This window comes from Streptomyces sp. NPDC022552, from assembly GCF_055561875.1.
The window spans coordinates 369,692-392,067 of the sequence record NZ_JBVHGJ010000005.1 but is presented as its reverse complement, the minus strand read 5'-3'; the positions used below and the strand labels follow the sequence as shown (position 1 = coordinate 392,067).

The 22,376-nt window shown below is 71.3% G+C and carries 12 protein-coding genes; 5 read left to right on the top strand and 7 right to left on the bottom strand.

Translation table 11 applies throughout. The annotated features are described in order from the left end of the window. The first annotated feature begins 17 nt into the window (after window positions 1-17). The gene (locus ACZ3OF_RS17350; protein ID WP_361669919.1) at window positions 18-1,007 is read left to right on the top strand and encodes a hypothetical protein; all 990 of its coding nucleotides are present in this window, start codon (window positions 18-20) and stop codon (window positions 1,005-1,007) included. A 38-nt stretch (window positions 1,008-1,045) separates the two neighbouring features. Here ACZ3OF_RS17350 and ACZ3OF_RS17345 read toward each other — a convergent pair whose 3' ends face one another. After that, a complete protein-coding gene (locus ACZ3OF_RS17345) occupies window positions 1,046-3,118 on the bottom strand; it encodes a PhoX family protein (RefSeq protein ID WP_361669921.1) in 2,073 nt (690 codons plus the stop codon). A gap of 461 nt (window positions 3,119-3,579) precedes the next feature. Here ACZ3OF_RS17345 and ACZ3OF_RS17340 point away from each other — a divergent pair, with 461 nt between their 5' ends. Beyond that, window positions 3,580-5,304 (top strand): VWA domain-containing protein, encoded by a 1,725-nt coding sequence (locus ACZ3OF_RS17340; protein ID WP_467305324.1) that lies wholly within the window; start codon window positions 3,580-3,582, stop codon window positions 5,302-5,304. Here ACZ3OF_RS17340 and ACZ3OF_RS17335 read toward each other — a convergent pair. Both ACZ3OF_RS17335 and ACZ3OF_RS17330 read right to left on the bottom strand, forming a co-directional pair. Continuing rightward, the gene (locus ACZ3OF_RS17335) at window positions 5,271-6,410 is read right to left on the bottom strand and encodes a sensor histidine kinase (protein WP_467305322.1); all 1,140 of its coding nucleotides are present in this window, start codon (window positions 6,408-6,410) and stop codon (window positions 5,271-5,273) included. The two genes, ACZ3OF_RS17340 and ACZ3OF_RS17335, sit on opposite strands and share 34 nt — an antisense overlap. Continuing rightward, window positions 6,407-7,060 carry a response regulator transcription factor gene (locus ACZ3OF_RS17330; RefSeq protein WP_361669928.1) on the bottom strand — a complete coding sequence of 218 codons (654 nt, stop codon included), beginning with the start codon at window positions 7,058-7,060 and terminating at the stop codon, window positions 6,407-6,409. Before ACZ3OF_RS17330 ends, ACZ3OF_RS17335 begins: the two co-directional genes overlap by 4 nt. A gap of 148 nt (window positions 7,061-7,208) precedes the next feature. On the opposite strand from ACZ3OF_RS17330, the gene metG reads away from it, so the two are divergent. Next, window positions 7,209-8,816 carry a methionine--tRNA ligase gene (gene metG, locus ACZ3OF_RS17325; RefSeq protein ID WP_361669930.1) on the top strand — a complete coding sequence of 536 codons (1,608 nt, stop codon included), beginning with the start codon at window positions 7,209-7,211 and terminating at the stop codon, window positions 8,814-8,816. An 80-nt stretch (window positions 8,817-8,896) separates the two neighbouring features. Here the strand turns inward: metG and ACZ3OF_RS17320 are convergent, their stop codons facing one another. The 3 genes from ACZ3OF_RS17320 to aspS all read right to left on the bottom strand — a co-directional run bounded on the left by ACZ3OF_RS17320 (window position 8,897) and on the right by aspS (window position 17,969). Then, entirely contained in the window at window positions 8,897-9,892 is a 996-nt protein-coding gene (locus ACZ3OF_RS17320; protein ID WP_467305319.1) for an NUDIX domain-containing protein, read from the bottom strand. Further along, window positions 9,889-16,005 carry a P-loop NTPase gene (locus ACZ3OF_RS17315; RefSeq protein WP_467305317.1) on the bottom strand — a complete coding sequence of 2,039 codons (6,117 nt, stop codon included), beginning with the start codon at window positions 16,003-16,005 and terminating at the stop codon, window positions 9,889-9,891. The genes ACZ3OF_RS17320 and ACZ3OF_RS17315 overlap by 4 nt, the downstream gene beginning before the upstream one ends. Before the next feature lie 146 nt (window positions 16,006-16,151). After that, a complete protein-coding gene (gene aspS, locus ACZ3OF_RS17310; RefSeq protein ID WP_361669937.1) occupies window positions 16,152-17,969 on the bottom strand; it encodes an aspartate--tRNA ligase in 1,818 nt (605 codons plus the stop codon). Between the two features lie 138 nt (window positions 17,970-18,107). On the opposite strand from aspS, the gene ACZ3OF_RS17305 reads away from it, so the two are divergent. Together ACZ3OF_RS17305 and ACZ3OF_RS17300 are read left to right on the top strand one after the other, a co-directional pair. Beyond that, window positions 18,108-20,348 carry a SpoIIE family protein phosphatase gene (locus ACZ3OF_RS17305; RefSeq protein WP_361669940.1) on the top strand — a complete coding sequence of 747 codons (2,241 nt, stop codon included), beginning with the start codon at window positions 18,108-18,110 and terminating at the stop codon, window positions 20,346-20,348. 130 nt (window positions 20,349-20,478) lie between these two features. Then, complete coding sequence (locus ACZ3OF_RS17300; RefSeq protein ID WP_361669943.1) at window positions 20,479-21,297, top strand: MBL fold metallo-hydrolase; 819 nt, start codon at window positions 20,479-20,481, stop codon at window positions 21,295-21,297. A 3-nt stretch (window positions 21,298-21,300) separates the two neighbouring features. Here ACZ3OF_RS17300 and ACZ3OF_RS17295 read toward each other — a convergent pair whose 3' ends face one another. Continuing rightward, window positions 21,301-22,371, bottom strand: coding sequence for an AI-2E family transporter (locus ACZ3OF_RS17295; protein ID WP_361669945.1), 1,071 nt, complete (start codon window positions 22,369-22,371; stop codon window positions 21,301-21,303). Window positions 22,372-22,376: the final 5 nt, after the last annotated feature.

Below are 22,376 nucleotides of genomic sequence, written 5' to 3'. Positions count from 1 at the left end.
TCCGAGGGAGGACCTGGATGGCCGCTCTCCGCCGATCGGCGCGCTCGGCCCGCGCGGCCCGCTTCACCCCCGTCTTCGACCCGGACTTCGGCGACCGCGCCCTCACCGAGGCGCGGCACGACATCGTCATCGGCCGCTGGCAGGGTGTACGGGATCTGCTGCGGGACACCGGTGAGGACTGGGCGCGCCGGACGCACCGGGTGCGGCTCCTCGCGCACGCGGCAGCGGGCAGTTCGTCGGTCGAGGCGTGGCGGGCGGCGGAGCCGGACAGCCCGGACGCCGCGGTGCTGCGGGCCGCCACCGAGGTGGTGCGGGTCTTCGACACGGCGATCGCCGCCGGCCGGGGCACGGTCGTGGACCGGGGGCGGGTCGACGCGACCGTCGACGCGTGTCTGCGTGCGACGGAGGCGGCCCCGGCGGACCCGATGCCGTGGGTCTCGCTGCTCTCGGTGGCCCGGCTGTACGAAGGCGGGGTGCCGCGCCGAGAACTGCGGCAGTGGTTCGACGAGTTGCGGCGCCGTGATCCGTACAACACCGAGGGCCACGCGCAGGTGATGCGCTACTGGTCGGCGCGGTGGCACGGCACGCACGGGGCGATGTACGACTTCGCGCGGGACGCGGCCGGTGTGGCGCCGCCCGGGTCGCCGCTGCCGGTCCTGGTGCAGGTGGCGCGGGTGGAGGAGTACCGCTACATCGCGGACGGGGCGCTCGGGCGGGGTCCGGTGCGCGGTTTCGACCAGCACTGGAAGCACGAGCTGGCCGTGGACGAGCTGCGCCGGACGTTCGAGCGGTGGATCGGCGGCCGCGAGCCGGGCGGCCCGGTGGCGCCGGAGGAGGTACCGGACCTCAACTATTTGGCGCACGCAGCCTGTTACGCGGGCCAGGTGGAGGTCGCGCGCGAGGTGCTCGGGATGCTCGGGACGCGGGCGGCATGGGTTCCGTGGGCGTACACGGGGGACCCGGAGGAGCAGTTCGTACGGTTCAGGGAGGGGCTGGGAGTGGTGTGAGGGGCGGTGCCACGCCCCTCACACCACGTTCAGTGGGCTCAGACGCCGATGTCGCGGCCGTCCTTGCGCCAGACGGAGACGACCGACGGGCGGACGATCTTGCCCGGTCCGTCGGGCCACTCCGACTTCGGGTTCTCGACGGAGGCGCCGTCGATCTCGCCCGGGTGCTGGACCGCGACGACGACGCGGCGGTCCTGGATGATCGGGCCGCAGGTCTCGGCGCCCTTGGGGACGGTCAGGAACTGCTTGATCTCACCGCGCCGCTCGCCCTGCGTGGCGACACCGAACAGGCCGTCGTGCGAGCCGAGCTGGGCACCGTCGGTGGAGATCCACAGGTTGCCGTGCGGGTCGAAGGCGACGTTGTCCGGGCAGGAGATCGGGGAGACCTTGTCCTTGGGGAAGCCCGCGAAGTACGTGGCCGGGTCGTTCGGGTCGCCGGCGACGAGGAAGAGGCGCCAGGCGAAACCGTCCGAGGCCGGGTCGTCCCAGTGCTCGGCGAGCTCCAGGACCTGGCCGTGCTTGTTGAGGTTGCGCGGGTTGGCCTCGTCCGCCGGGGCCTTGCCGGCCTTGCCGCGGTCGCTGTTGTTGGTGAGCGCCACGTAGACGCGGCCGGAGCGCGGGGACGGCTCGACGTCCTCGGGGCGGTCCATCTTGGTGGCGCCGACCTTGTCACCGGCGAGGCGGGTGAAGACGTACACCTCCTCGGCGGTCATGCCCTCGACGTGCGAGACGTTGCCGGTGGCCAGCGGGATCCAGGCGCCGGAGCCGTCGAACTCACCGTCGTTCGGGAGCTTGCCGGTGCCGTCGATCTGGGCGGCCGGGCTGTCGCCGGTCAGCTTGGCGACGTAGAGGGTGCCCTCGTCGAGCAGGGTGAGGTTGTGGGCGTGGGCGGCGCGGGAGTTGCCCTTCATCATCCGCTTCGACGAGACGAACTTGTAGAAGTAGTCGAAGCGCTCGTCGTCGCCCATGTAGACCACCGGGCGGCCGTCGGCGGTGAGGCGGGGCTGCGCGGCCTCGTGCTTGAAGCGGCCGAGCGCGGTGCGCTTCTTCGGGACGGACTCGGGGTCGTACGGGTCGAGCTCGACGACCCAGCCCTGGCGGTGGACCTCGTTGGGCTCCTGCGCGAGGTCGAAGCGCTTGTCGAACCGCTCCCACTTGCGCTCGGAGGCGCCGGTGCCGATGCCGTAGCGCTTGTCGGTGGCGCTGGAGCCGTTGGCGAAGTACTGGTTGAAGTTCTCCTCGCCGTGCAGCGTGGTGCCCCAGGGGGTGGTGCCGCCGGCGCAGTTGTTCAGCGTGCCGAGGACCTTGCGGCCGGTCGGGTCGACGGAGGTCTTCAGGAGCGCGGAGCCGGCGGCGGGGCCGGTCAGCTCGAACTCGCTGGTGGTGTGGAGACGGCGGTTGAGCGGGTGGCGCGTGACCGGCGTGAGCTTGCCGGAACGCTTCTCCTCCTGGACCACGACGACGGAGAAGCCGTGGGCGGCCCAGGCGATCTCGACCTGCTCGCGGGTCGGGTTGGCGGCGTCGTACGCCTTGAACATCAGGATCTCGTCGGTGTACTCGTGGTTCGCGACGAGGATCTGGCGGTCCCGCTCCCCGGGGAGGGGGAGGAGGCTCAGGAAGTCGTTGTTGTAGCCGAACTGGCCGGCCTGCGCGGCGGCGGTCTGCTTGTCGGCGTCGAAGGCCGGGGCGCCACGGAGGATCGGCTCGCCCCAGCGGATGACGACGTTCTGCTCGTAGCCGACGGGCACGGTGACCTTGTCGGCCGTGTTGGGCGCGACGGGCGTGAAGCGGAGACCACGGGCGCCGTCGGCGACGGGGCGGCCCTTGGCGGCGGCGGAGGCGGCGTCGGAGTTGGACGCGGCGACGGCGGGCGCGGCGCCACCCGAGCCGATGACGGCGCCGCCGGCGGCGGTGGCGACGGTCACGACGGCGGCGGCGCGCACCATGGAACGACGGGAGAGGGCGCCGGCTATGACGTCGCCGACGTACTCGTTGTCGCTGGTGTTGGGCACCTCGTGGAAGCAGGCGTCACCACAGCGGAACCGACAGGTGAGGGCGGAACGGCCGCCTCCGTGCGGGTTGGTGCTCAGCAGCGGCAGCAGTTTGCGCACTTGGTCCTCCTCCGGCGCGTATTGCGCCGCCCCTTGGTCCCGACATGGTGTCGGGATTCCCGTTCGGCGGTGACGTTATGTGCACACATCTGCACGGGGGCGGCGCGGAAGTGAACGCCGAATGAATGAGCGGGAACGGGGGCTGATTCGGCGGCGGTTGGGGGAGGGCGGCGCTACCGCACGGGGCGCGATGCGGGGGCCGTTCGGGGGTGATCCGGAGGCCAGTATTCCGCGTCCGCTTGCGGCGGCGGAGGGCCGGTCGGGGGCACGATTCCGGTGCGATTCGGGCGTGCGGGGGCTAGGATTCCGGGTCCGGTTGGGGCGCCGGGGGCGACACACCAGGGGCCGCTAACCTTACGTGTCCGCCCTGGCCAGGGATGATTCCTCCCAGTACGGACATTCACCGCACCCAACTCATGCGAAAGGCCTCGCCCATGGGCATTCGGAGCTTGCTGCGTAAGGTGTTCGGACGCGATCGTGCGGAACGGCACGCCGATTCCCCGGCAACCTCCGTCCCGCCCCAGGGGGCCCCGTCCCGCCAGGAGGACCCCGCGCCGACGCCGCCCCTGACGGAGGACGAGGCCCGGCGCGCGGCGGACGACCTGGTTGCGGCGGCGTTCGACAACCCGAAGGTCCCGGCGGCGAGGACGGCCCAGAAGCCGGACTCCGAGGCCGAACCGGTCACGGAGAAGCCGGAGGCGGTCACGGCGGAGGCGCAGGCGGCCCCGGCCGTCGCGGACCTGCCCAAGCAGGCCACGACGGAGCCGGTCGCGGAGGCGAAGCCGGAGCCTGCCGAGGCGGAGGCGACGCCGACGGAGGAGCCCGTCGCGGAGACGGCTGCCGAGCAGGACGCGGCGGAGCCGCAGGCCGAGGCCGCCGCCGCGGCCGAAGTGGCGGACGAGCCGCAGACCGAGGCCGCCGCCGAGACGGCGGACGCTCCGGCGGAGGAGGCCGTGGCCGAGACCGCCGACAACGGCGAGGCGGAGGCCGAGGCCACGCAGGAGGAGCCCGTAGCCGAGGCGCCTGCCTCGGACGAGGCCGAGCAGGTCGCGGCGGAGCCGCAGGCCGAGGCTCCCGAAGCCGAGGCCGTCACCGAGCCCGAGGCCACCCCGGCCGAGGCCGAGGCCGTAGCGGACGAGCCGGTCGCCACCGAGCCCGAGACCACGCCGGCCGACGAGCAGGAAGCCGCTGCTCCGGCCGAAGCCGTCGTCGCCGAGCCGGAGACCGCCGAGGCCGTAGCCGACGAGCCGGTCGCCACCGAGCCCGAGGCCACCCCTGCCGACGAGCAGGAAGCCGCCGCCCCGGCCCAGGCCGAGCCGGTCGCGGACGAAGCCGTCGTCGCCGAGCCGGTCGCAGCCGAAGCCGTCGTGGCCGAGCCGGAGACCGCCGAGGCCGAGGCCGTAGCCGACGAGCCGGTCGCAGCCGAGCCCGAGGCCACGCCGGCCTCCGAGCCGGAGGCCGCCGCTCCGGCCGAAGCCGAGCCCGTCGCCGCCGCCGCCGTGACCGTCGTGGACGAGCCCGTCCCCGGCACCACCGCCACCGACAGCACCCTCGCCACCGACGCGCCGCAGCTCGTCGAGGCGTACGACGCCGCCGCGGGCGTGCTCGCGGAGCGCGGGCTCGTCGGGGCGGCGCCGGTCGCCGTGTACCTCGTCGTCGACCGGTCCGGGTCGATGCGCGGGTACTTCAAGGACGGCTCCGTCCAGCGCCTCGCCGAGCAGACCGTCGCCCTCGCCGCGCACCTCACCGAGGACGCCACCGTCACCGCCGTCTTCTTCTCCACGGACATCGACGGCACCGCCGAACTCCGCCCCGCCGGCATCGACGGCCGCATCGACGAGATCAACGCGGGCCTCGGCCGCCTCGGCCGTACCAACTACCACCGCGCCGTCGAAGAGGTCCTCGCGCACCACGAGAAGACCGACCCCACCCGCCCCGCCTTCGTCGTCTTCCAGACCGACGGCGCCCCGGAGTCCAAGACGGCCGCCACCCAGGCGCTCGCCGAGGCCGCCGAGCGCCCGATCCACTGGCAGTTCGTCGCGTGGGGCGAGGAGGACAACAAGGCGTTCGACTACGTCCGTAAGCTCACCGCCCCCCGTACCGGCCACTACCTCGCCGGTCCGGCCCCGTCGGAGACCGCCCACGCCGACTTCTACCGCGGGCTGCTCTCCACCTGGGAGATCTGAGCAGGGCTCACAGCAGACCTGGTGGTGACGGGCAACGTCACCGTCACCACCAGGCCGCCGCCCTCCCGCTCACCCCGGGCCACCGCCCCCACCGTCCCGCCGTGGGCCGCCGCGATCGACCGGACGATCGACAGGCCGAGCCCGGCCCCCGGACCCATCCGGTCGCGCCCCTCGCCCCGCCGGAACGGCTCGAAGAGCCCCGGCACCTCATCGGCCGACACCACCGGCCCCGTGTTCACGACGGTCACCACTCCACCGTCCGCACGCACCTCCACGGACCCCCCGGGAACGTTGTGGGCGACGGCGTTCGCGACGAGGTTCCGTACCAGCTGCCCGAGCAGCACCCTGCTCCCCCGTACGACACCACTCGCCTCACCGGCGCACGCCACCCCGAACGCCTCGCACTCCTCCGCGACCACCTCCCCCAGCCGTACGTCCTCCCGCTCCTCGAGCCCCCGCTCGCTCCGGGCCAGCACCAGCAGCCCGTCGATGAGCCGCTCGCTGCGCCGGTTGGTGTCCAGCAGCACCTGCTTGACCTCGGTCGTGTCGTCGAGCCCGACCTGGATCGCGGCGCGCTGCGTGGCGAGCGGGGTCCGCAGCTCGTGCGAGGCGTTCGCGATGAACCGCCGCTGGCTGTCGAACGCGGCCTCCAGCCGCCCGAGCAGCGCGTCGATCGTGTCTCCGAGCTCCTTCAGCTCGTCGTCCGGCCCGCTCGCGCCGATCCTCTCGTGCAGGTTCCGCTCCGAGAGCCGCCGCGCCCGGGCGGTCATCTCGTGGACCGGCCGCAGGACCCGCCCCGCCGTCCACCAGCCCACCGCGACCGCGCCGAACGCCATGACGGCCAGGGCGAGGCAGGACCAGATGAGCATCTGCTCGCCGGCAGCACGGCTGACGTCGTCGCTCAGCCGGTACGCGGTGACCGTCTCGAACGGCGCCACGACCCGCACGCGCGCCGCGATGGCGTCCGCCTCGCCCTCCGTACCGGCCCGGGACAGCAGGTTCACGACGGTCAGGAGGCACCCGCCGAGGACGACGAAGACGCCTCCGTACACGAGGGCGATCCGGGTCCGGATCGTCGAGCCGGAGCCCAGCACTCCCGCGCTCACAGCGCGTACCCCACGCCCTGGACCGTCCGGATCAGCGCGGGCTCGCCGAGCTTCGCGCGCAGCTTGCTCATGCAGACCCGTACCGCGCCGGTGAAGGGGTCGGTGTGCGCGTCCCAGGCGCGCTCCAGGAGCTCCTCGGCGGAGACCGTGGCGCCGTCCGCCTCCAGCAGGATCTGGAGCACGGAGAACTCCTTCGGCGACAGGTCGAGCACCCGGCCGTCCCGCGTCGCGGTCCGCCGTACGGTGTCCATCGCCACCCCGGCACGTTCGAGCAGCGGCGGTACGGGCCGGGCGCTGCGCCGCCGCAGCGCGCGGACGCGGGAGACCAGCTCGGGGAACTCGAAGGGCTTGCCCAGATAGTCGTCGGCGCCGAGGTCGAGCCCCTCGACGCGGTCCTCGGTGGAGGCGGAGGCGGTCAGCATCAGGATCCGGGTCCGGGCGGTCCGGGCGACGAGCGCGCGGGCCACGTCGTCGCCGTGGACGCGGGGCAGGTCGCGGTCGAGGACGACGACGTCGTAGTCGTGCAGGCCCAGGTAGGCGAGGGCGGCGTCGCCGCTGTAGACGGTGTCGACGGCGAAGCCCGCCCGCCGCAGGCCGGTGGCGAGGAGCTCCGCGAGGACCTCCTCGTCCTCGGCGACAAGTACGCGCATGATCTCTTCCTCGCTGCCGGTCACGGCTCTTTCTATGCCGCCCAACGTTTCGCGGACGTCTCCGTCTCCCGCCCCCGCGTCCGGCCCCCGCTCCCCCCACCCGTTATCGATGTGAGTGGATCTTGAACTGGCCGTTAGGATTTCGACCATGGCGGCCACTGGATCCGAGAAGCAGGGGGCGAAGGCGTTCTACGTCTCGACCCCCATCTACTACGTCAACGACGCTCCTCACCTGGGCCACGCCTACACGACCGTCGCAGGCGACGTGCTCACGCGCTGGCACCGTCAGCGCGGCGAGAAGGTGTGGTACCTCACCGGCACGGACGAGCACGGTCAGAAGATCATGCGCACGGCCGAGGCGAACAACGTCACGCCCCAGGCCTGGTGCGACAAGCTCGTCGAGGAGGCGTGGAAGCCCCTCTGGGAGCACCTGAACATCGCGAACGACGACTTCATCCGGACGACGGAGAAGCGTCACACGGACCGCGTCCAGGAGTTCGTGCAGGACCTGTACGACAAGGGCGAGATCTACAAGGGCGGGTACGAAGGCCCGTACTGCGTGGGCTGTGAGGAGTACAAGCTCCCCGGCGACCTCATCGAGGCGGAGGACGGCACGAAGCTGTGTGCCGTCCACAAGAAGCCGGTGGAGATCCTCAAGGAGGAGAACTACTTCTTCAAGCTGAGCGAGTACGGCCCGAAGCTGATCGAGTTCTACGAGTCGAACCCGGGCTTCGTCCAGCCGGAGTCGGCGCGCAACGAGGTCGTGAACTTCGTCAAGCAGGGCCTCGAGGACCTCTCGATCTCGCGCTCGACGTTCGACTGGGGCGTCCCGGTCCCGTGGGACGACAAGCACGTGATCTACGTGTGGATCGACGCGCTCCTGAACTACGCGACGGCGGTCGGCTACAACGAGAACCCGGAGAAGTTCGACGAGACCTTCCCGGCGAACGTCCACCTCATCGGCAAGGACATCCTCCGGTTCCACGCGATCATCTGGCCGGCGATGCTGATGGCGCAGGGCCTGCCGGTCCCGGGCCGTGTGGCGGCTAACGGCTGGCTGATGGTCGGCGGCGAGAAGATGTCGAAGTCGAACCTGACCGGCATCAAGCCGCAGGACCTGACCTCGCACTTCGGCGTGGACGCGTACCGCTGGTACTTCCTGCGGGCCATCGCGTTCGGCCAGGACGGCTCGTTCTCCTGGGAGGACTTCACCGCCCGCTACACGAGCGAGCTGGCGAACGACTACGGCAACCTGGCGTCCCGGGTCGCGGCGATGGTCGGCAAGTACTTCGACGGCGCCCTGCCGGCCGCGACGGCCGACGGCGACGCGGAGAAGGCGATCCACGAGGGCCTGGCGAAGGCGGTCGCGACGGCCGACCAGAAGATCGGCGAGGAGCTGGACTTCCAGGGCGGCATCCTGGCGATCTTCGACTTCGTGAAGCAGGTCAACGGCTACATCACGGAGCAGGAGCCGTGGAAGGTCGCCAAGGACGAGTCGGAGACGGGCCGCGCCCGCCTGGCGACGATCCTCTACACGGCGGCCGAGTCGCTGCGCGGTGTCGCGGTCCTGCTGAACGCGATCATGCCGGAGACCTCCCAGAAGCTCTGGGACTCCCTGGGCGCGGAAGCGTCCCTGGGTGCCCTGGCCGCCCAGCCGGTCCAGTCGGCCGGCGAGTGGGGCAGGCTCCCTGCGGGCACGACGGTGACGAAGGGCGCGGTGCTCTTCCCGCGCCTGGAGGAGCCGAAGACGGCGTAAGGCTCGATCACGGAGGAGGGGCCCGCTCCGGCGGGCCCCTCCTTCGTGCTTCCGTCCTCCACGCCGCTGCGCGGCTCGGCTCACAGGAACAGCGGAATGAGCGACACGGCCAGGCCGATCACTCCCACCGCCAGGCCGGCAGCCTCCCAGGGGCGGTCCCGGACCACCTCGCGGACGGTACGACGCAGCGGTTCCGGGACACTGAGGGGAAGGCCCGTCAGACCGCCGGGCAGGACGGTGTCGAGACCGGACAGCGCAGTGACGTTGAGCGTCGCACGTCCGACGCGGAACTCCGGGTCGAGCACCCGGTCCTCGGCGGCCCAGTGCGCCCCGGGGCCCAGCTGAAGGCGGTCCGCGTCCGTCCTCAGCTGGAAGAAGGTGACGCGGTACCCGCTCACGGCGCCGACCGTGCGGGAGGGCTGGACGGCCTCGACGGTGCCCAGCTCGGTCAGGACGTCCCGGTCGGGCCGGTGCTGATAACCGGCCAGCTCCTCTTCGAGTTCCCGGATCGCCGCGGCACGTCGATCGGTGTCCGAGGAGCGGACGTGTCCGCCGGGCAGCTGGTACTGGCGGGCCTTCTCGTCGTACTGGAGAAGGTACTGCGCCCGTCCTCCCCGGCCCCGGTGCCGGGCCTTGACCACGACCTGGACCACCTCCACCTGCCTCAACGGCACGGCATCGGGGTCCAGGGCGAGACGACGGCTCTCGGCCAGGTAGAGGAACTGCGGTCCGGCGAGCGCCTGGCTCCCGGTGTACGGCCCCTCCTCGGCTCCCGTGCGCTCCCAGTTGTCCAGGACCGCGTGCCCTGCCCTGAGATAGGCAGCCGTGCTCCGCAGGAAGTAGGCCGCCTGCGGGCTGATCACCGCCACCGTGGCGGTGCCGTCGGGCTCGGCACCCTGCCGCAGCACGCCGAACACGCTCAGCAGGGCGACGACGGTGGGCACGACGGTGCCGGCGTCCTCGGGGGCCAGCCCGGCACGACGGCCAAGCTCCGGCTCCGTCACGGGGCCGGAGCCCTGCTGCGCCGCGAGGCAGTCCAACAGCGCGGCGGTGCTCATCCGCGTCACCTCGGTCACCGCTGGTCTCCTTCACCGCTCGGGGACGGCACGGGTTCGTCGCTCGGGGACGGGACGGGTTCACCGCTCGGGGACGGCAGGGGTTCACCGCTCGGGGACGGCACGGGCCGACGCAGGCACAGCACGTCGCGGCGCACCTCGACGACTTCCCAACCGTGGTCCGTGGCGAGCAGGGGAAGCCGTCGTCCGGCGGTGATCCGCTGGTAGGCCTCGGAGCCCCAGCGGGTCCTCAGACGGTTGCCGATGGTGGTCAGGGCCGCCTCCTTGCCCTGCGCCGCGAGCTCCTCGACGGTCTCCTCGATGTCCGCGGCGACGTCCGGTTCACCGTCGGCGGCCCCCGGTGCCGGGGAGGACGCGAGCGAGGGCGGGACGGGAGCCGGTGGACCCGTGGGGGCGGGGGCGGTCGCCCCCACCCGTCCCACGACCTCGTGGCCGGGGCGTTCCGTCGCCACCTCCCAGCCCGGCTGAGCCTGGATCCAGCGTTTGAGGGAGGCTCCCACGGTGCTGCCGTACTCGGATCCCAGCCTCTCGCGCAGGGCGAGACCCAGTACGGCGAGGGTGGGTTCCTTGCCCTTGGCCTCGATCTCGCTCACGACCTCCCCGATAAGACCGGCCTTGCGTCGTACCCGGTCCGGCTGGGGCGGCTTGCCCGTCAGCTCCCAGCCGGGCTCCTTGAGGATCCGCATGCGCAGCGATTTCCCGCCGGCTCGCCCGACGATTCTGCTGAAGTCCTGACCGAGAGAGGACCGCATGGCCTTCATGACCGCGGCGAACGTCGGATCCGTGCCCTCCTGCTCCCGCAGACCGTCGACCGCCGCCGCCAGAGCCTGGTCGAATCGGGGGAGGGGCGTCCCGGACCGCTTGGCCGGGGGCCGCGTCGCCTGACCCGGCAGGCTCACCCGGCCGAACACCGCTGTCGTCGCCAGCGACAGGGTGGCCGTCTTCCCCGCTCCGTCGCGGCGGAGCCAGTCCAGCCCGCTCCACAGCCCCGACAGGTCCCCGAGACCGAGCCGTTCGGCCAGCGGCAGGCACCCCTGGAACCGGTCCTCCAGCCACTCGGTGATCGTCTGCTCGTCGACCCGGGGCGCACCTCCCACGAAGAGGTTCTCCATCTCGTCCCGCAGATCGCTCTCGACCCGCGCCCGCAGCCCACTCTCCGGGACCAGCTCGTCGTCGACGACGGTGGCCGTCAGCGGCAGCAGCTCGGCCTCCCGGGCGATGCAACCACCGCGATGGTCGAGCTCCCTCGCGATCCAGAGCAGCTGCCCGCGTCGGGGGATCTCCTCCGGCGGGTCGACGACGTCCTCGAACTGGAGGTTCGCCAACTGGCCGCCGGCGTACATCACCAGGACACTGCGCTTGGACTCGTACACCTGGATCGCGCGCCCCAGGACCTTGCGCCCCTGGTCCACGGGGGTGCGTTTCGTCGCGGGGGTCTCGGGGCGCTGCGCGGCGGGCCGTCTGCCGTTCGTGTCGATCAGGCGGATCTCCGGGTCGTCGCCGCCGCCGATGTAGCGCACCTGGTCCGAGCGCTCCAGCAGGGATTCGATGTCGGAGCCGTCGTACCGGTACCGCGCCTTGACCCGCTCGGTGAGCCCCGACAGCCGCGGTGTCTGGTCCACCTCCTGCCAGGCCCGCAGGAGGGAGAGGCAGAAGGCCAGCTTCTGGTCGTCCCGGATCTGCGCGGCGCGAGCCGCGAGCACCTCGGTGGAGACCTGGACCGTCGCCGCGTCGAGCGTGTCGTCCACCGGGAGGTCGTCCACGGGGCCGATCACGTCCCGTGCGGCCACCGCGTCGGGAAGGTGGCCCTCGCGTACCTCCCAGGCCCGTAGGCCGTCGGCGCTCATGCCGAGGAAGAAGTTGACCCGGGTGTTCTCGTCACTGTCCGACACGAAGTCGTCGCGGCTCGGCACGAAGAACGCCGTCACCGGTCCGTCGAGCTTGATGGTGCCCACCCAGGGGCTGTGCATGACGTCGATGAGACCGTTGACCCGCTGGAGGGGTTCGGTGTTCTTCCAGAACACCTTCTTCCGGTCCCACTCGCCGAGGTCGCCGTCCGCGATCACCGGGTACCACTGCGGACCCTTGGCGAGCCAGAGGTACGACCGCTGGGATCGTCCGAACACCAGCTCACGGCTGAGCTGCTGGGCGTGACGGAACGACTCGACGTCGTTGCTGCGGCGGCTGAACCACAGGTGGAACAGGAGGCAGTAGCGGTAGTAGTGGGCGCGCCAGGACGGGAAGCGCTCGGACCACAGCTGGAGCTGCGAAAGAGCCTCGTTGATGTCGAACTCGGGCAGCTGCTTGTACGCCTCGAACCAGAGCCGGTAGTCCTCCTCCCGGCAGTCGTACCGGGAGAGGTTGTGCCGCGCCAGCTCCGCGATGCGGCGCAGCTCGGCGTGGCTGAGATTGCGCCAGCGACGCTCGCCGCGGGTGTAGTACGCCTGGGCCAGCGCCCGCTGCACCATGGGGTTGGAGCGCCGGCCGGTGACGGCCAGCTCCCACATCTCGATCACGGCGTCCAGGTCGCCGTACAACTGCCGGATGTCGGCGCGGCAGCGCACCATGTAGCTGTCCTGGTCGTCGAGGGTGCCGTAGGCCTGGGTCGCCTCGTGGAGCAGGGCGTTGGCCTCGCCGATCTTGTCGGCCACCCAGTCGCCCGCGGCGGCGTCGAGCTCCGCGATCGACTTGACGCGAGCGGCCGCCTTCACCGTCTGGGCGACCATGACGATCGTCTGCACATGCGTGATGTAGCCGTGCAGGTTCTCGCGGTTGAGACGGCGCGAGGTGTCGAAGCACTCCACCGTCTGTTCGAAGTGCTCCTCGACGACCTTCAGGACGGCCGCCACACCGTGGGGTTTGGCGCGCTTGAGCTCCTGCCTGAGGATGCCGCGGCGGGTGAGGCCGAGCGTGTGGTGGTGGATGAAGTCGTTCTCGGCGAGGGCGACCGCGCGGGAGACGTACTCCTCCGCCTTGTCGTACTCCCGGTCCAGCCGGTACATCTGGTGCCGCCCCAGGTGGTTCCAGAAGTGGGGCTCGTTCGGGATGTGATGGGTCAGGGACCGCAGCACCTCGTGCGCCGAGTTCACGTCGAGCCGCTCGATGAGCGGAGCGAAGTAGCCCCGGTCCTCCACCCCTTCGACCGTTCCGCCCTGACGGTCCACGAACATCTGGCGGAGCAGCACCCGTACCGGCTCGGAGGAGACGTCGGTGGACAGGGCGAGCGCCTCGACGAAGTCGATCGAGAGGTCCTTGAGGTAGTACTGCCAGTGCTCGTCGTGGAGGAGCTCGGCGAGGACCTGTTCGGCGATCAGCTGGTGCTGGAGGCGGACCCTGCCCGAACGGACCGTCACCAGACGTGCCGCCTCGGGACCCAGCAGGTCGGCGAGTTCGAGCTCCGCCGCGGCCGAGGAATGGCGCATCAGATGATGGACGAGCTCCTTCTGGAGGCCCGTGTTGGAGAAGATCGTCACCAGCGCCAGGTACTTCAGCACGTCGGCCGCGCGGCCCCTGACGCGCTCCAGATGGGTGCTCACGTAGTCGGAGAGTTTGGTGAACTTCCGCTCGAAGGTGACCAGCCCGTAGAAGAAGGGCGTGCGGTACTGCTCGTGCTGCTGTCGCGAGAGCTGTCGCAGCTCACCGATCCGGGAGGGCTCCAGGGCGAGTTCGCTGTAGCGCTGCTCGAAGTCGCGGCTCTCCGTGGCGTTGAGGCGTTCGTCGACGGCGAGGACTCCTGCCGCTGCGTCGCCCACTCCGCGCCGCACGTAGAGCACGGTGACCCGGGCGCTCCGCTTGGCCAGCTCCTGGTACAGCACCTCGCGGTCGGCCTCACTGAGGTCGCTGGACTCGGCGACCAGCAGCACCGGCGCCTGAGTTCTGCTGTGCAGCAGGTTGAGCCGGTCCGCGATCAGGGGGATCCTGGCGCGGTCGACGGTCACGCCGTGCGGCAGAACGGCGACCGGGTACTCGTGATGGAGGTCCCAGGCCGCCCGCAGGGCGACGGTGGTCCCTCCGGTGCCCGGCTTGTGGTGCAGCAGCACGGTGCGCGTGCGATGCTGATCCAGCCTCTCCCGCAACGCGCTCACCAGGGACTCGGTGACGGTACGGGGGACGTCCCGGCCGAGGTCCAGATCGGCCCAGCTGATCAGCCCACCGCGCCAGAACTCGTCGTTGTGGTGGACCCCGGCGGGCGAGACCGTCAGCTCGATCCCGTCGTGGAGCACGACGAGGTGTTCCCGGAGCTTCTGCATGGTCTCGGGCGAGATCGCCGCCGTACTCTTGTCCAGGGCCGGGACCGTGAAGTCCGCCTGCTCCGGGGTCGCTCCGAGGGTCTCGGTCAACCGGTCGAGGAGGGCGGGAAGCGGCAGCGGCAGCAGAGTCGTCTCCACGCGGGTGGCCAGAGCGGACTGGCCGACGTGCAGAAACGTCCCGTGCCCCTGGAGCATCTCGTCCAGGGCCTCGACCGCCCGCAGGAGCCGGTCGCGCTCCAAGCCCGCACCGTTCCGGGCCTCACCCTCCACGACCACGACGAAGACCGGGGTGTCACCGACCGCTTGGCGGAAACCGGCCGTCAACTGCCGGATGGCACCGAGGCGCTTGTACCCCCAGCTACGGAGGTCCTCGGGAGGTTCGTTGCGCAGCACGGAGCCGACGGCGAGCATCCATGCCGTCCCGCGCGCATAGTCGACCAACGGCTGATCGCGCGTGTACAGATGGACCGCGCGCTGGGATTCGAGCACCGGGCCGGCGCGGTGGTAGAGGCCCTCGCCGTCCGATCTCGGGTCCAGGTCGACGATCACGGACCAGGGGATCCGTCCCAGGGCCGCCACGGACGCCGTGTCGGGCATCCGCCCGGCGACCAGGATGTAGCGGGCCGCATGGGGGGCGAACCCCGACGCCGCCTCCCACAGCGACTGCCACAGTTCCTGCTCGGCGTCCGCCCGTGTCGGCAGGGCGGCCCCCGCGTCCGGTTCGCGGTCCGCCTCGAGGTCGTCGCCGAGGGACCGGCGGTAGCGGAGCGCGTACCACCCCGCGTAGGCGAGGCAGATGTGCGCGCGTTCGTCCTGTGCGGGAAACCGTCGCGCCCAGAGCAGTCCGGCGATCATCCTCAGCAGCAGGAACTGGGAGTTGAGCTGGTCCACCCGGCCCTGCTGGGCGTCGATCCACTCCTGGATGCCCTGGCGGGACTCCTCCAGGAAGGCCATGAGCCAGTCGGTGTCGTCCGGCACCGAACGCACGACCGCGTCCTCGACGCTCTCCAGACACCGCGCGAGAACCGGGCCCCGGATCTTCGGCATCAGATTGACGAGGACGCTGACCTCCAGGTACGCGAGGTCGAAACCGGCCGCCCCCCTCCTTGCCCGGGCGAGGTCGATGATCCAGTAGCCGGAGTCGGTGTCGGCCCGCTCGTCGACGGGGACGAGGATGTTGCCGGTGTTCAGGTCTCCGTGGCAGTAGCCGCGCATCACCGGCACGGACCCGGTCCTGCCCTCGCCGAGGATCTCGCGAGGGTCGAGGAAGGCGTAGCCACCCCGTTCCGCCGTTCCCCCACCGGGGAAGAACACCTCGGCGGAGTCGAGGCAGGCCGTGGCCCGGTCCTGCCCCACGAGGTCGGCCAGCAGCTCGTGAGGGGTCGTCATCAGGATGTCGCTCGGGTCCGACCATGCGGAGAGCAGTTCCCGGGACATGCGCCGCGCCGAACGCCGCAGCCCCGTCGTGCGGGTGCGGGGGGAGACGTACTGCCGCAGTCCTCCCCCGGCGATCTCGTGCAGGGTGACCACGAGCCGGTCGGGCCCCGTGCCCGTGGAGTGGATGTGCAGGAGACGCGGGATGTGGTCCCTGGCGAAGTCCTTGTCGGCGGCCCGCAGGAGGTCGTGGGCCGCCCGGTCGTTGGCCTCGGTCTGACGGTCGTCGTCCGGGCCGACCCGCAGGACGTAGACGCCGGCTTCGAAGTCGCCCACGTCTCCGCTGACGTCCACCCCGACGACTCCGGCCCCCGACCGGCCCTGCGGCACCTCTATGAAGTGGACGGTCGCCTTGGGGAGCCACAGGCGTAACGCCTCGTCAGCCGCAGCCTGTTGAGCCGCGTTCTCCAGCCTCGTACCGTTGCCCACACTTCCCCCGACAGATCCGAGCGAACACCGTGTAACGGTTGTACCACCGGCATTTTCTTCCTGCCCAGACGATGGGGAGATCTCACTCGGAAACGACGAAGGACCCGGGATCCGAAGATCCCGGGCCCTTCACCACGTTCGGGCTCTTATCGCGCCGCGTCCGGGTGGACCGCGTCCGTCACCGGACGGTCCGTCACGACCTTCGTCTCGACCGGCTTGCGGAGCTGGATGTTCAGCTCCTTCAGGCGGGCCTCGTCGAGTTCCGTCGGGGCGCCCATCAGCAGGTCCTGGGCGTTGCCGTTGAGCGGGAAGGCGATCGTCTCGCGGATGTTCGGCTCGTCGGCCAGGAGCATCACGATGCGGTCCACGCCCGGGGCGATGCCGCCGTGCGGCGGGGCGCCGTACTCGAAGGCGCGGAGCATGCCCGCGAACTCGTGCTCGACGGTCTCGCGCGAGTAGCCCGCGATCTCGAAGGCCTTGAACATGATCTCGGGCTCGTGGTTCCGGATCGCGCCCGAGGACAGCTCGATGCCGTTGCAGACGATGTCGTACTGCCAGCCGAGGACGTCCAGCGGGTCCTGCGTCTCCAGAGCCTCAAGGCCGCCCTGCGGCATGGAGAACGGGTTGTGCGAGAAGTCGATCTTGCCGGTCTCCTCGTCCCGCTCGTACATCGGGAAGTCGACGATCCACGCGAAGCGGAAGACGTCCTCCTCGAACTGGCCGGCGCGCTTGGCGGCCTCGACCCGGACCGGGCCCATGATCTTGGAGACCTCGTCGAACTCGCCCGCGCCGAAGAAGATCGCGTGGCCCGGCTCCAGGCCGAGACGCTCGGTGAGGACCTTGACGTTCTCCTCGGTGAGGAACTTGGCGATCGGGCCGGTCAGGGCGTTGCCCTCGCCGACGCGGACCCAGGCCAGGCCCTTCGCGCCCAGGGAGACCGCGAAGTCGCCGAGGGAGTCGAAGAACTTGCGCGGCTGGTCACCCGTGTTCGGCACCGCGAGCGCACGCACGTGCTTGCCCGCGAACGCCTTGAACTCCGAGTTCTCGAAGACGTCGGAGATGTCGACCAGTTCGAGAGCCGTACGCAGGTCCGGCTTGTCGTTGCCGTACTTGAGCATCGACTCGCGGAACGGGATCCGCGGGAACGGGGACGTGACGTGACGCCCGCCGCCGAACTCCTCGAACAGCTCGGTCATGAGCTTCTCGATCGGCTGGAAGACGTCCTCCTGCTCGACGAAGCTCATCTCGACGTCGAGCTGGTAGAACTCGCCCGGCGAACGGTCGGCGCGCGCGTCCTCGTCGCGGAAGCACGGCGCGATCTGGAAGTAGCGGTCGAAGCCGGAGATCATCAGCAGCTGCTTGAACTGCTGCGGCGCCTGCGGCAGCGCGTAGAACTTGCCCGGGTTCAGACGGGACGGGACCACGAAGTCACGGGCGCCCTCGGGGGAGGTCGCGGCGAGGATCGGGGTCGCCATCTCGTTGAAACCGAGGGCCACCATCTTGGAGCGGATGGAGGCGATGACGGCGGAGCGCAGCATGATGTTGCGGTGCATGCGCTCGCGGCGCAGGTCGAGGAAGCGGTACTCCAGGCGCCGCTCCTCGTTCACGCCGTCGTCGGCGTTGACGGTGAAGGGGATCTGCTTCGCCGCGCCCAGGACCTCGACCGTGGCGGCCTCGATCTCGATCTCGCCGGTGGCGAGCTCCGGGTTGACGTTCTCCGCGCCACGCGAGACGACCTTGCCGTCCACGCGGACGACGGTCTCCTTCGTCAGCTTGTCGAGGACCTCGGCGGCGGCGGTGCCGGGCCGGGCGACGAGCTGCGTGATGCCGTAGTGATCGCGCAGATCGATGAAGAGGATGCCGCCCAGGTCGCGCCGATTGTGCAGCCAGCCGCTCAGCCGGACGTCGGTGCCGACGTCAGAGGCGCGGAGCTCGCCGCAGGTGTGGGACCTGTACCGATGCATCGTCGTTCATCCAGTCTTCGGGATCCAAGGGGGTGTGCCGCCGTGACGGCAGACCCACCAAGCGTACCGGGAGACCCAAGATCGCTTTTCGAATACGCTCAGTGGCGACCTGCTGTCCGATATTCATAAAGTAGGGCAATGCGCACCGAGGACGTCCTGGCCGCGATCGCGACCGGCCTGTGGCGCTGGGACAACGCTTCCGGGACCGTGACGCTCGACGCCGAGGCGGCCCGGCTGCTCGGGCTGCCCGCCGAACCGGTCGAGCTCACGGAAGCGGCCGTACGCTCCCGGTTTCATCCCGTCGACTGGAACGAGATCGACGGGGTCGTGAACCTCGCCGTCGCCGAAGGGACCCTCGCCGAGGCCAGGCTGCGGATCATGGACGGCGACGGACGGGTGATCCGTACGGTACGGAGCAGGTCCAAGCCGCTCATCGAGGGTGACGACTACGAACTCGTCGGCACCCTCCAGGAGGTCGCCGAGCCGCAGCCCGGCACCGCCGCCCGTACGCCCGTCACCGGCGACTGGCGCCGCTCGCGCGAGGCGTTCCTGCTCGACGCGGGGCGGGCGCTCGCCGAGGCGCGGTCGACCGCCGAGGTGCTGCGGGTCGCCGCCTCCCTCTCCATGCCGGGCTTCTCGCCGGACGGGCTCGCCGTCTTCGGTGTCGCCGGCGAGCGGCTGACGATCATCGGCCACCACGGGCACAGCGCGGGCGACGAGAGCCCCTTCACCTCGATGTCGGTGGACACCGACTACCCGGCGGCCGAGGTCGTACGGACCGGGCGGGCGATCTACCTCCCGACCCCGGAGGAGTACCTGCGCCGCTTCCCGGTCACCTGGCCGCTGGCGCGACGCTTCGGCAGACAGTCCTGGGCCTACCTCCCGCTGATCGTCGCCGGGCGCACCATGGGCGCCTGGATGGCCGCCTTCAAGCACCCCGTCGCCTTCACCCCCGACGAGCGCTCCGTCCTCACCACGGTCGCCCGGATGCTCGCCCAGGCCCTCGCCCGCGCCGGTGTCGCCGAGTCCGAGCGCGAGCTGTCGCTCGGCCTGCAGCGCACGATGATGCCCGTCCTCGGGCCCGGCATCCCGGGCCTGCACGTCGCCGCACGGTACGTGCCGACCGGCGGCGGGCTCCAGGTCGGCGGCGACTGGTACGACATGATCCAGCTGCCCGGCGGCCGCATCGCGCTCGTCATCGGCGACGTCCAGGGCCACGACGTGCGCGCCGCCGGGCTGATGGGCCAGCTGCGGATCGCCCTGCGCGCGTACGCCTCCGAGGGCCACCGCCCCGACGCCGTCCTCTCCCGCGCCTCGCGCTTCCTGTACGGGATCACCGACGGTGACACGACCGGGACCGCGGCGGACGGGGCCGTCCGCGGCCGCGGAGAACACCCGAACGGGGGCGCGCCGGACGGGGGTGTCGCGTCGTACGGGGGCGTCGCGTCGTACGGGGGCGGAGGGCCCAACGGGGGGCCAGACGGGGGCGGCGCGCCGGACGGGCGGGCCGACGCCGGCGGCCCCCGCTTCGCGACCTGCCTCTACCTGGAGATCGACCCGGTCACCGGTGTCGTCGACATCGCACGCGCCGGGCACCCCGACCCGGCGGTCCGGATGACCGACGGAACGGTGCTGCTGCGTCCCACGGCCGGCGGCCTGCCCCTCGGCATCGTCCCGGACACCGACTACCCGACGACCCGGTTCACCCTGGAGCCCGGCGAGACCCTGATGATGTGCACCGACGGGCTCCTGGAGACCGGCGGCCACGACCTCGACAGCGGCTGGGAACGGATCCGCGCGCTCCTCGAAGGGCACGCCGAGGACTCCCTGGAGGACCTGGCGGACAGCCTCGTCGAGGCCGTCCACGGACCCGGCTCGCACCACACCACCGGGCCGCTCGCCGACCGGCGCGAGGACGACATCGCCCTCCTGCTCGTCTCCCGCCAGGGCCCGGCCGTCCGCGAGGCCCCGCGCCGCACGATGATGACCATCGCGCAGGCGGAGCCGGAACGGATCGCGGCCGCCCGCCAGCACATGCGGCAGCTGCTGCACGACTGGAGGGACGAGGACCAGCTCGACTCGGCGGTCCTGATGGTCTCCGAGATGGTCACCAACGTCCTCATCCACACGGACGGCGACGCGCTCCTCGTCGCCGAGGTGACCTGCACCGAGGACGCCCGCCGGCTGCGCGTGGAGGTCTCCGACGGCAGCGACGAGCTGCCGCACAAGCGGCATCCGGGGGAGATGGCGTCGTCGGGGCGCGGCCTGGTCCTGATGGAGATGCTGGCGCACGCGTGGGGCGTCGACCCGCGGGGCGAGGGCAAGTCCATCTGGTTCGAACTGAACGAGCCCCCGTCGGAGAAGGGCGGCTGCGCGTAGGAGGGGGCGCGGTACGCGTGGGAGCGGGGAGCGCGGGCGCGCCGGTCCGCGCAGCGCGCGCGAGGCCCACCGTCGCGGAGGAGACTGGTGGCATACGCCCGCCGTCGCCGGGGGGACCACGGAGCACCTCATGGACACCCACAAGGTCGGAAGCGACACCACCGTCCTCGCCGACAGCCTCGAAGTGCCGGGCATCGGCCACATCCCCGTCAACGCGTACGTCCTCACGGCCAAGGAACCCGTCGTCGTCGACACCGGGCTCTCCCTCTCCGACCGGAACTTCGTCGGCGTGCTCGGCTCGGTCGTCGATCCCGCCGACATCCGCTGGATCTGGCTCACGCACCCCGACCGCGACCACACGGGCGGCATCTTCGACCTCCTCGTGGCCGCGCCCCGGGCGAAGGTCATCACCACCTTCGTCGGCGCCGGGATCATGACCACGGAGCGTCCGCTGCCGATGGACCGGGTCCATTTCCTCAACCCCGGCCAGTCCATCGACGTCGGCGACCGCGTGCTCGACGCCTTCCGGCCGCCGCTCTTCGACAACCCGGCGACCGTCGGCTTCTACGACGAGAAGACCCGGATCTGCTTCAGTTCCGACTGCTTCGGCGGGCCGATGCCCACCGCCGAGCTCGCCGAGAGCGGGCACGCCAACGACCTCAAGCCGGAGGAGCTGCGGCGGTCCCAGCTGCTGTGGGCGACCGTGGACAGCCCGTGGGTGCACGTCGCGGACGCGGAGAAGTACCGGGCGACCGTGGAGCCGCTTCGGGAGATGAACCCGGAGATCGTTCTGTCGTCGCATCTGCCGCCCGCGGTCCGGATGACCGACCTGATGATCGAGACGGCGATGATGGCTCCGGACGCCGATCCGTTCGTCGGCCCGGACCAGGCGGCCCTGGAGCAGATGCTGGCGTCCTTCGAGCCGGGCGGCATGCCGGCGGCGACCTGAGCCCTAGGCCTCGGGGGCGGCTTCCTCCGGTGTCCCGTACCGCCCGCGCAGCTCGCCGATCACCCCGAACGCGGCCGCCGTCACGGGGACGGCGAGCAGCATGCCCAGGATCCCGGCTACGGACGCGCCGGCCGTGATGGCGAGCATGACGAGGGCCGGGTGCATCTGCACGGTCCGGCTCTGGATCATGGGCTGCAGGACGTTCCCCTCGATGACCTGGACGGCCAGGACGACGCCGAGGACCCAGAGCGCGATGACGAAACCCCGGTCGGCGAGGGCGACGAGGACGGCGACGGCCCCGGAGAGGAACGCGCCGAGGTAGGGGATGTAGGCGGTGACGAAGACCAGCGCGCCGAGCCCGACGGCACCGGGCACCCGCAGGATCAGCAGCCCGACGGTGATGAGGATCGCGTCGACGAGGGCGACGACGGTCGTCCCGCGCATGAACCCCTCGACGGCCTCGAAGGCGCGGCGGCCCATGGCCTCCATGGTGTCGCCGGTCGCGTGGGGGGCGAACGAGCGCAGGGCTCCGGCGGCCTTGTCGGAGTCCCGGAGGAAGAAGAAGATCAGCAGCAGGGCGAGGACGGCCATGGCGGCCACCTGGCCGACGACGCTCAGCCCCGAGATCACCCCGGAGGCGGCGGTCCCGCCGAACTTCTCCAGGAGCGCCTTCGCGTTCCTGGCGAGGTCGTCGATCGAGGTCCCGGCCGCGCCCAGATGGTCGGCGATGTCGACGGCGGCCTGCCGCAGCGAGGCGACGATCTGGTCGCCGGTCTCGATCAGCGCGAGGACGACGATGTAGGTGGCGCCGCCGACGAAGCCGAGGACCGCGAGGACGGTGAGCCCGGCGGCCAGCGACTTCTGCACCTTCATCCGCACGAGCCGCCGGTGGAGCGGGCCGAGGAGCGCGGTGCCGAGGATGGCGAGCAGGACGGGCGTGACGGCCGTCTGGAAGACCACGCACAGCCAGATCCCGACCGCGGCGACCCCCGCGACGAGCAGCAGGACGACGCACCAGGCGGCGACCCGTCGGGCGGCCTCGGGGAGGAGGGGGCGGGGACTCGGCGTCTGCACCCGTC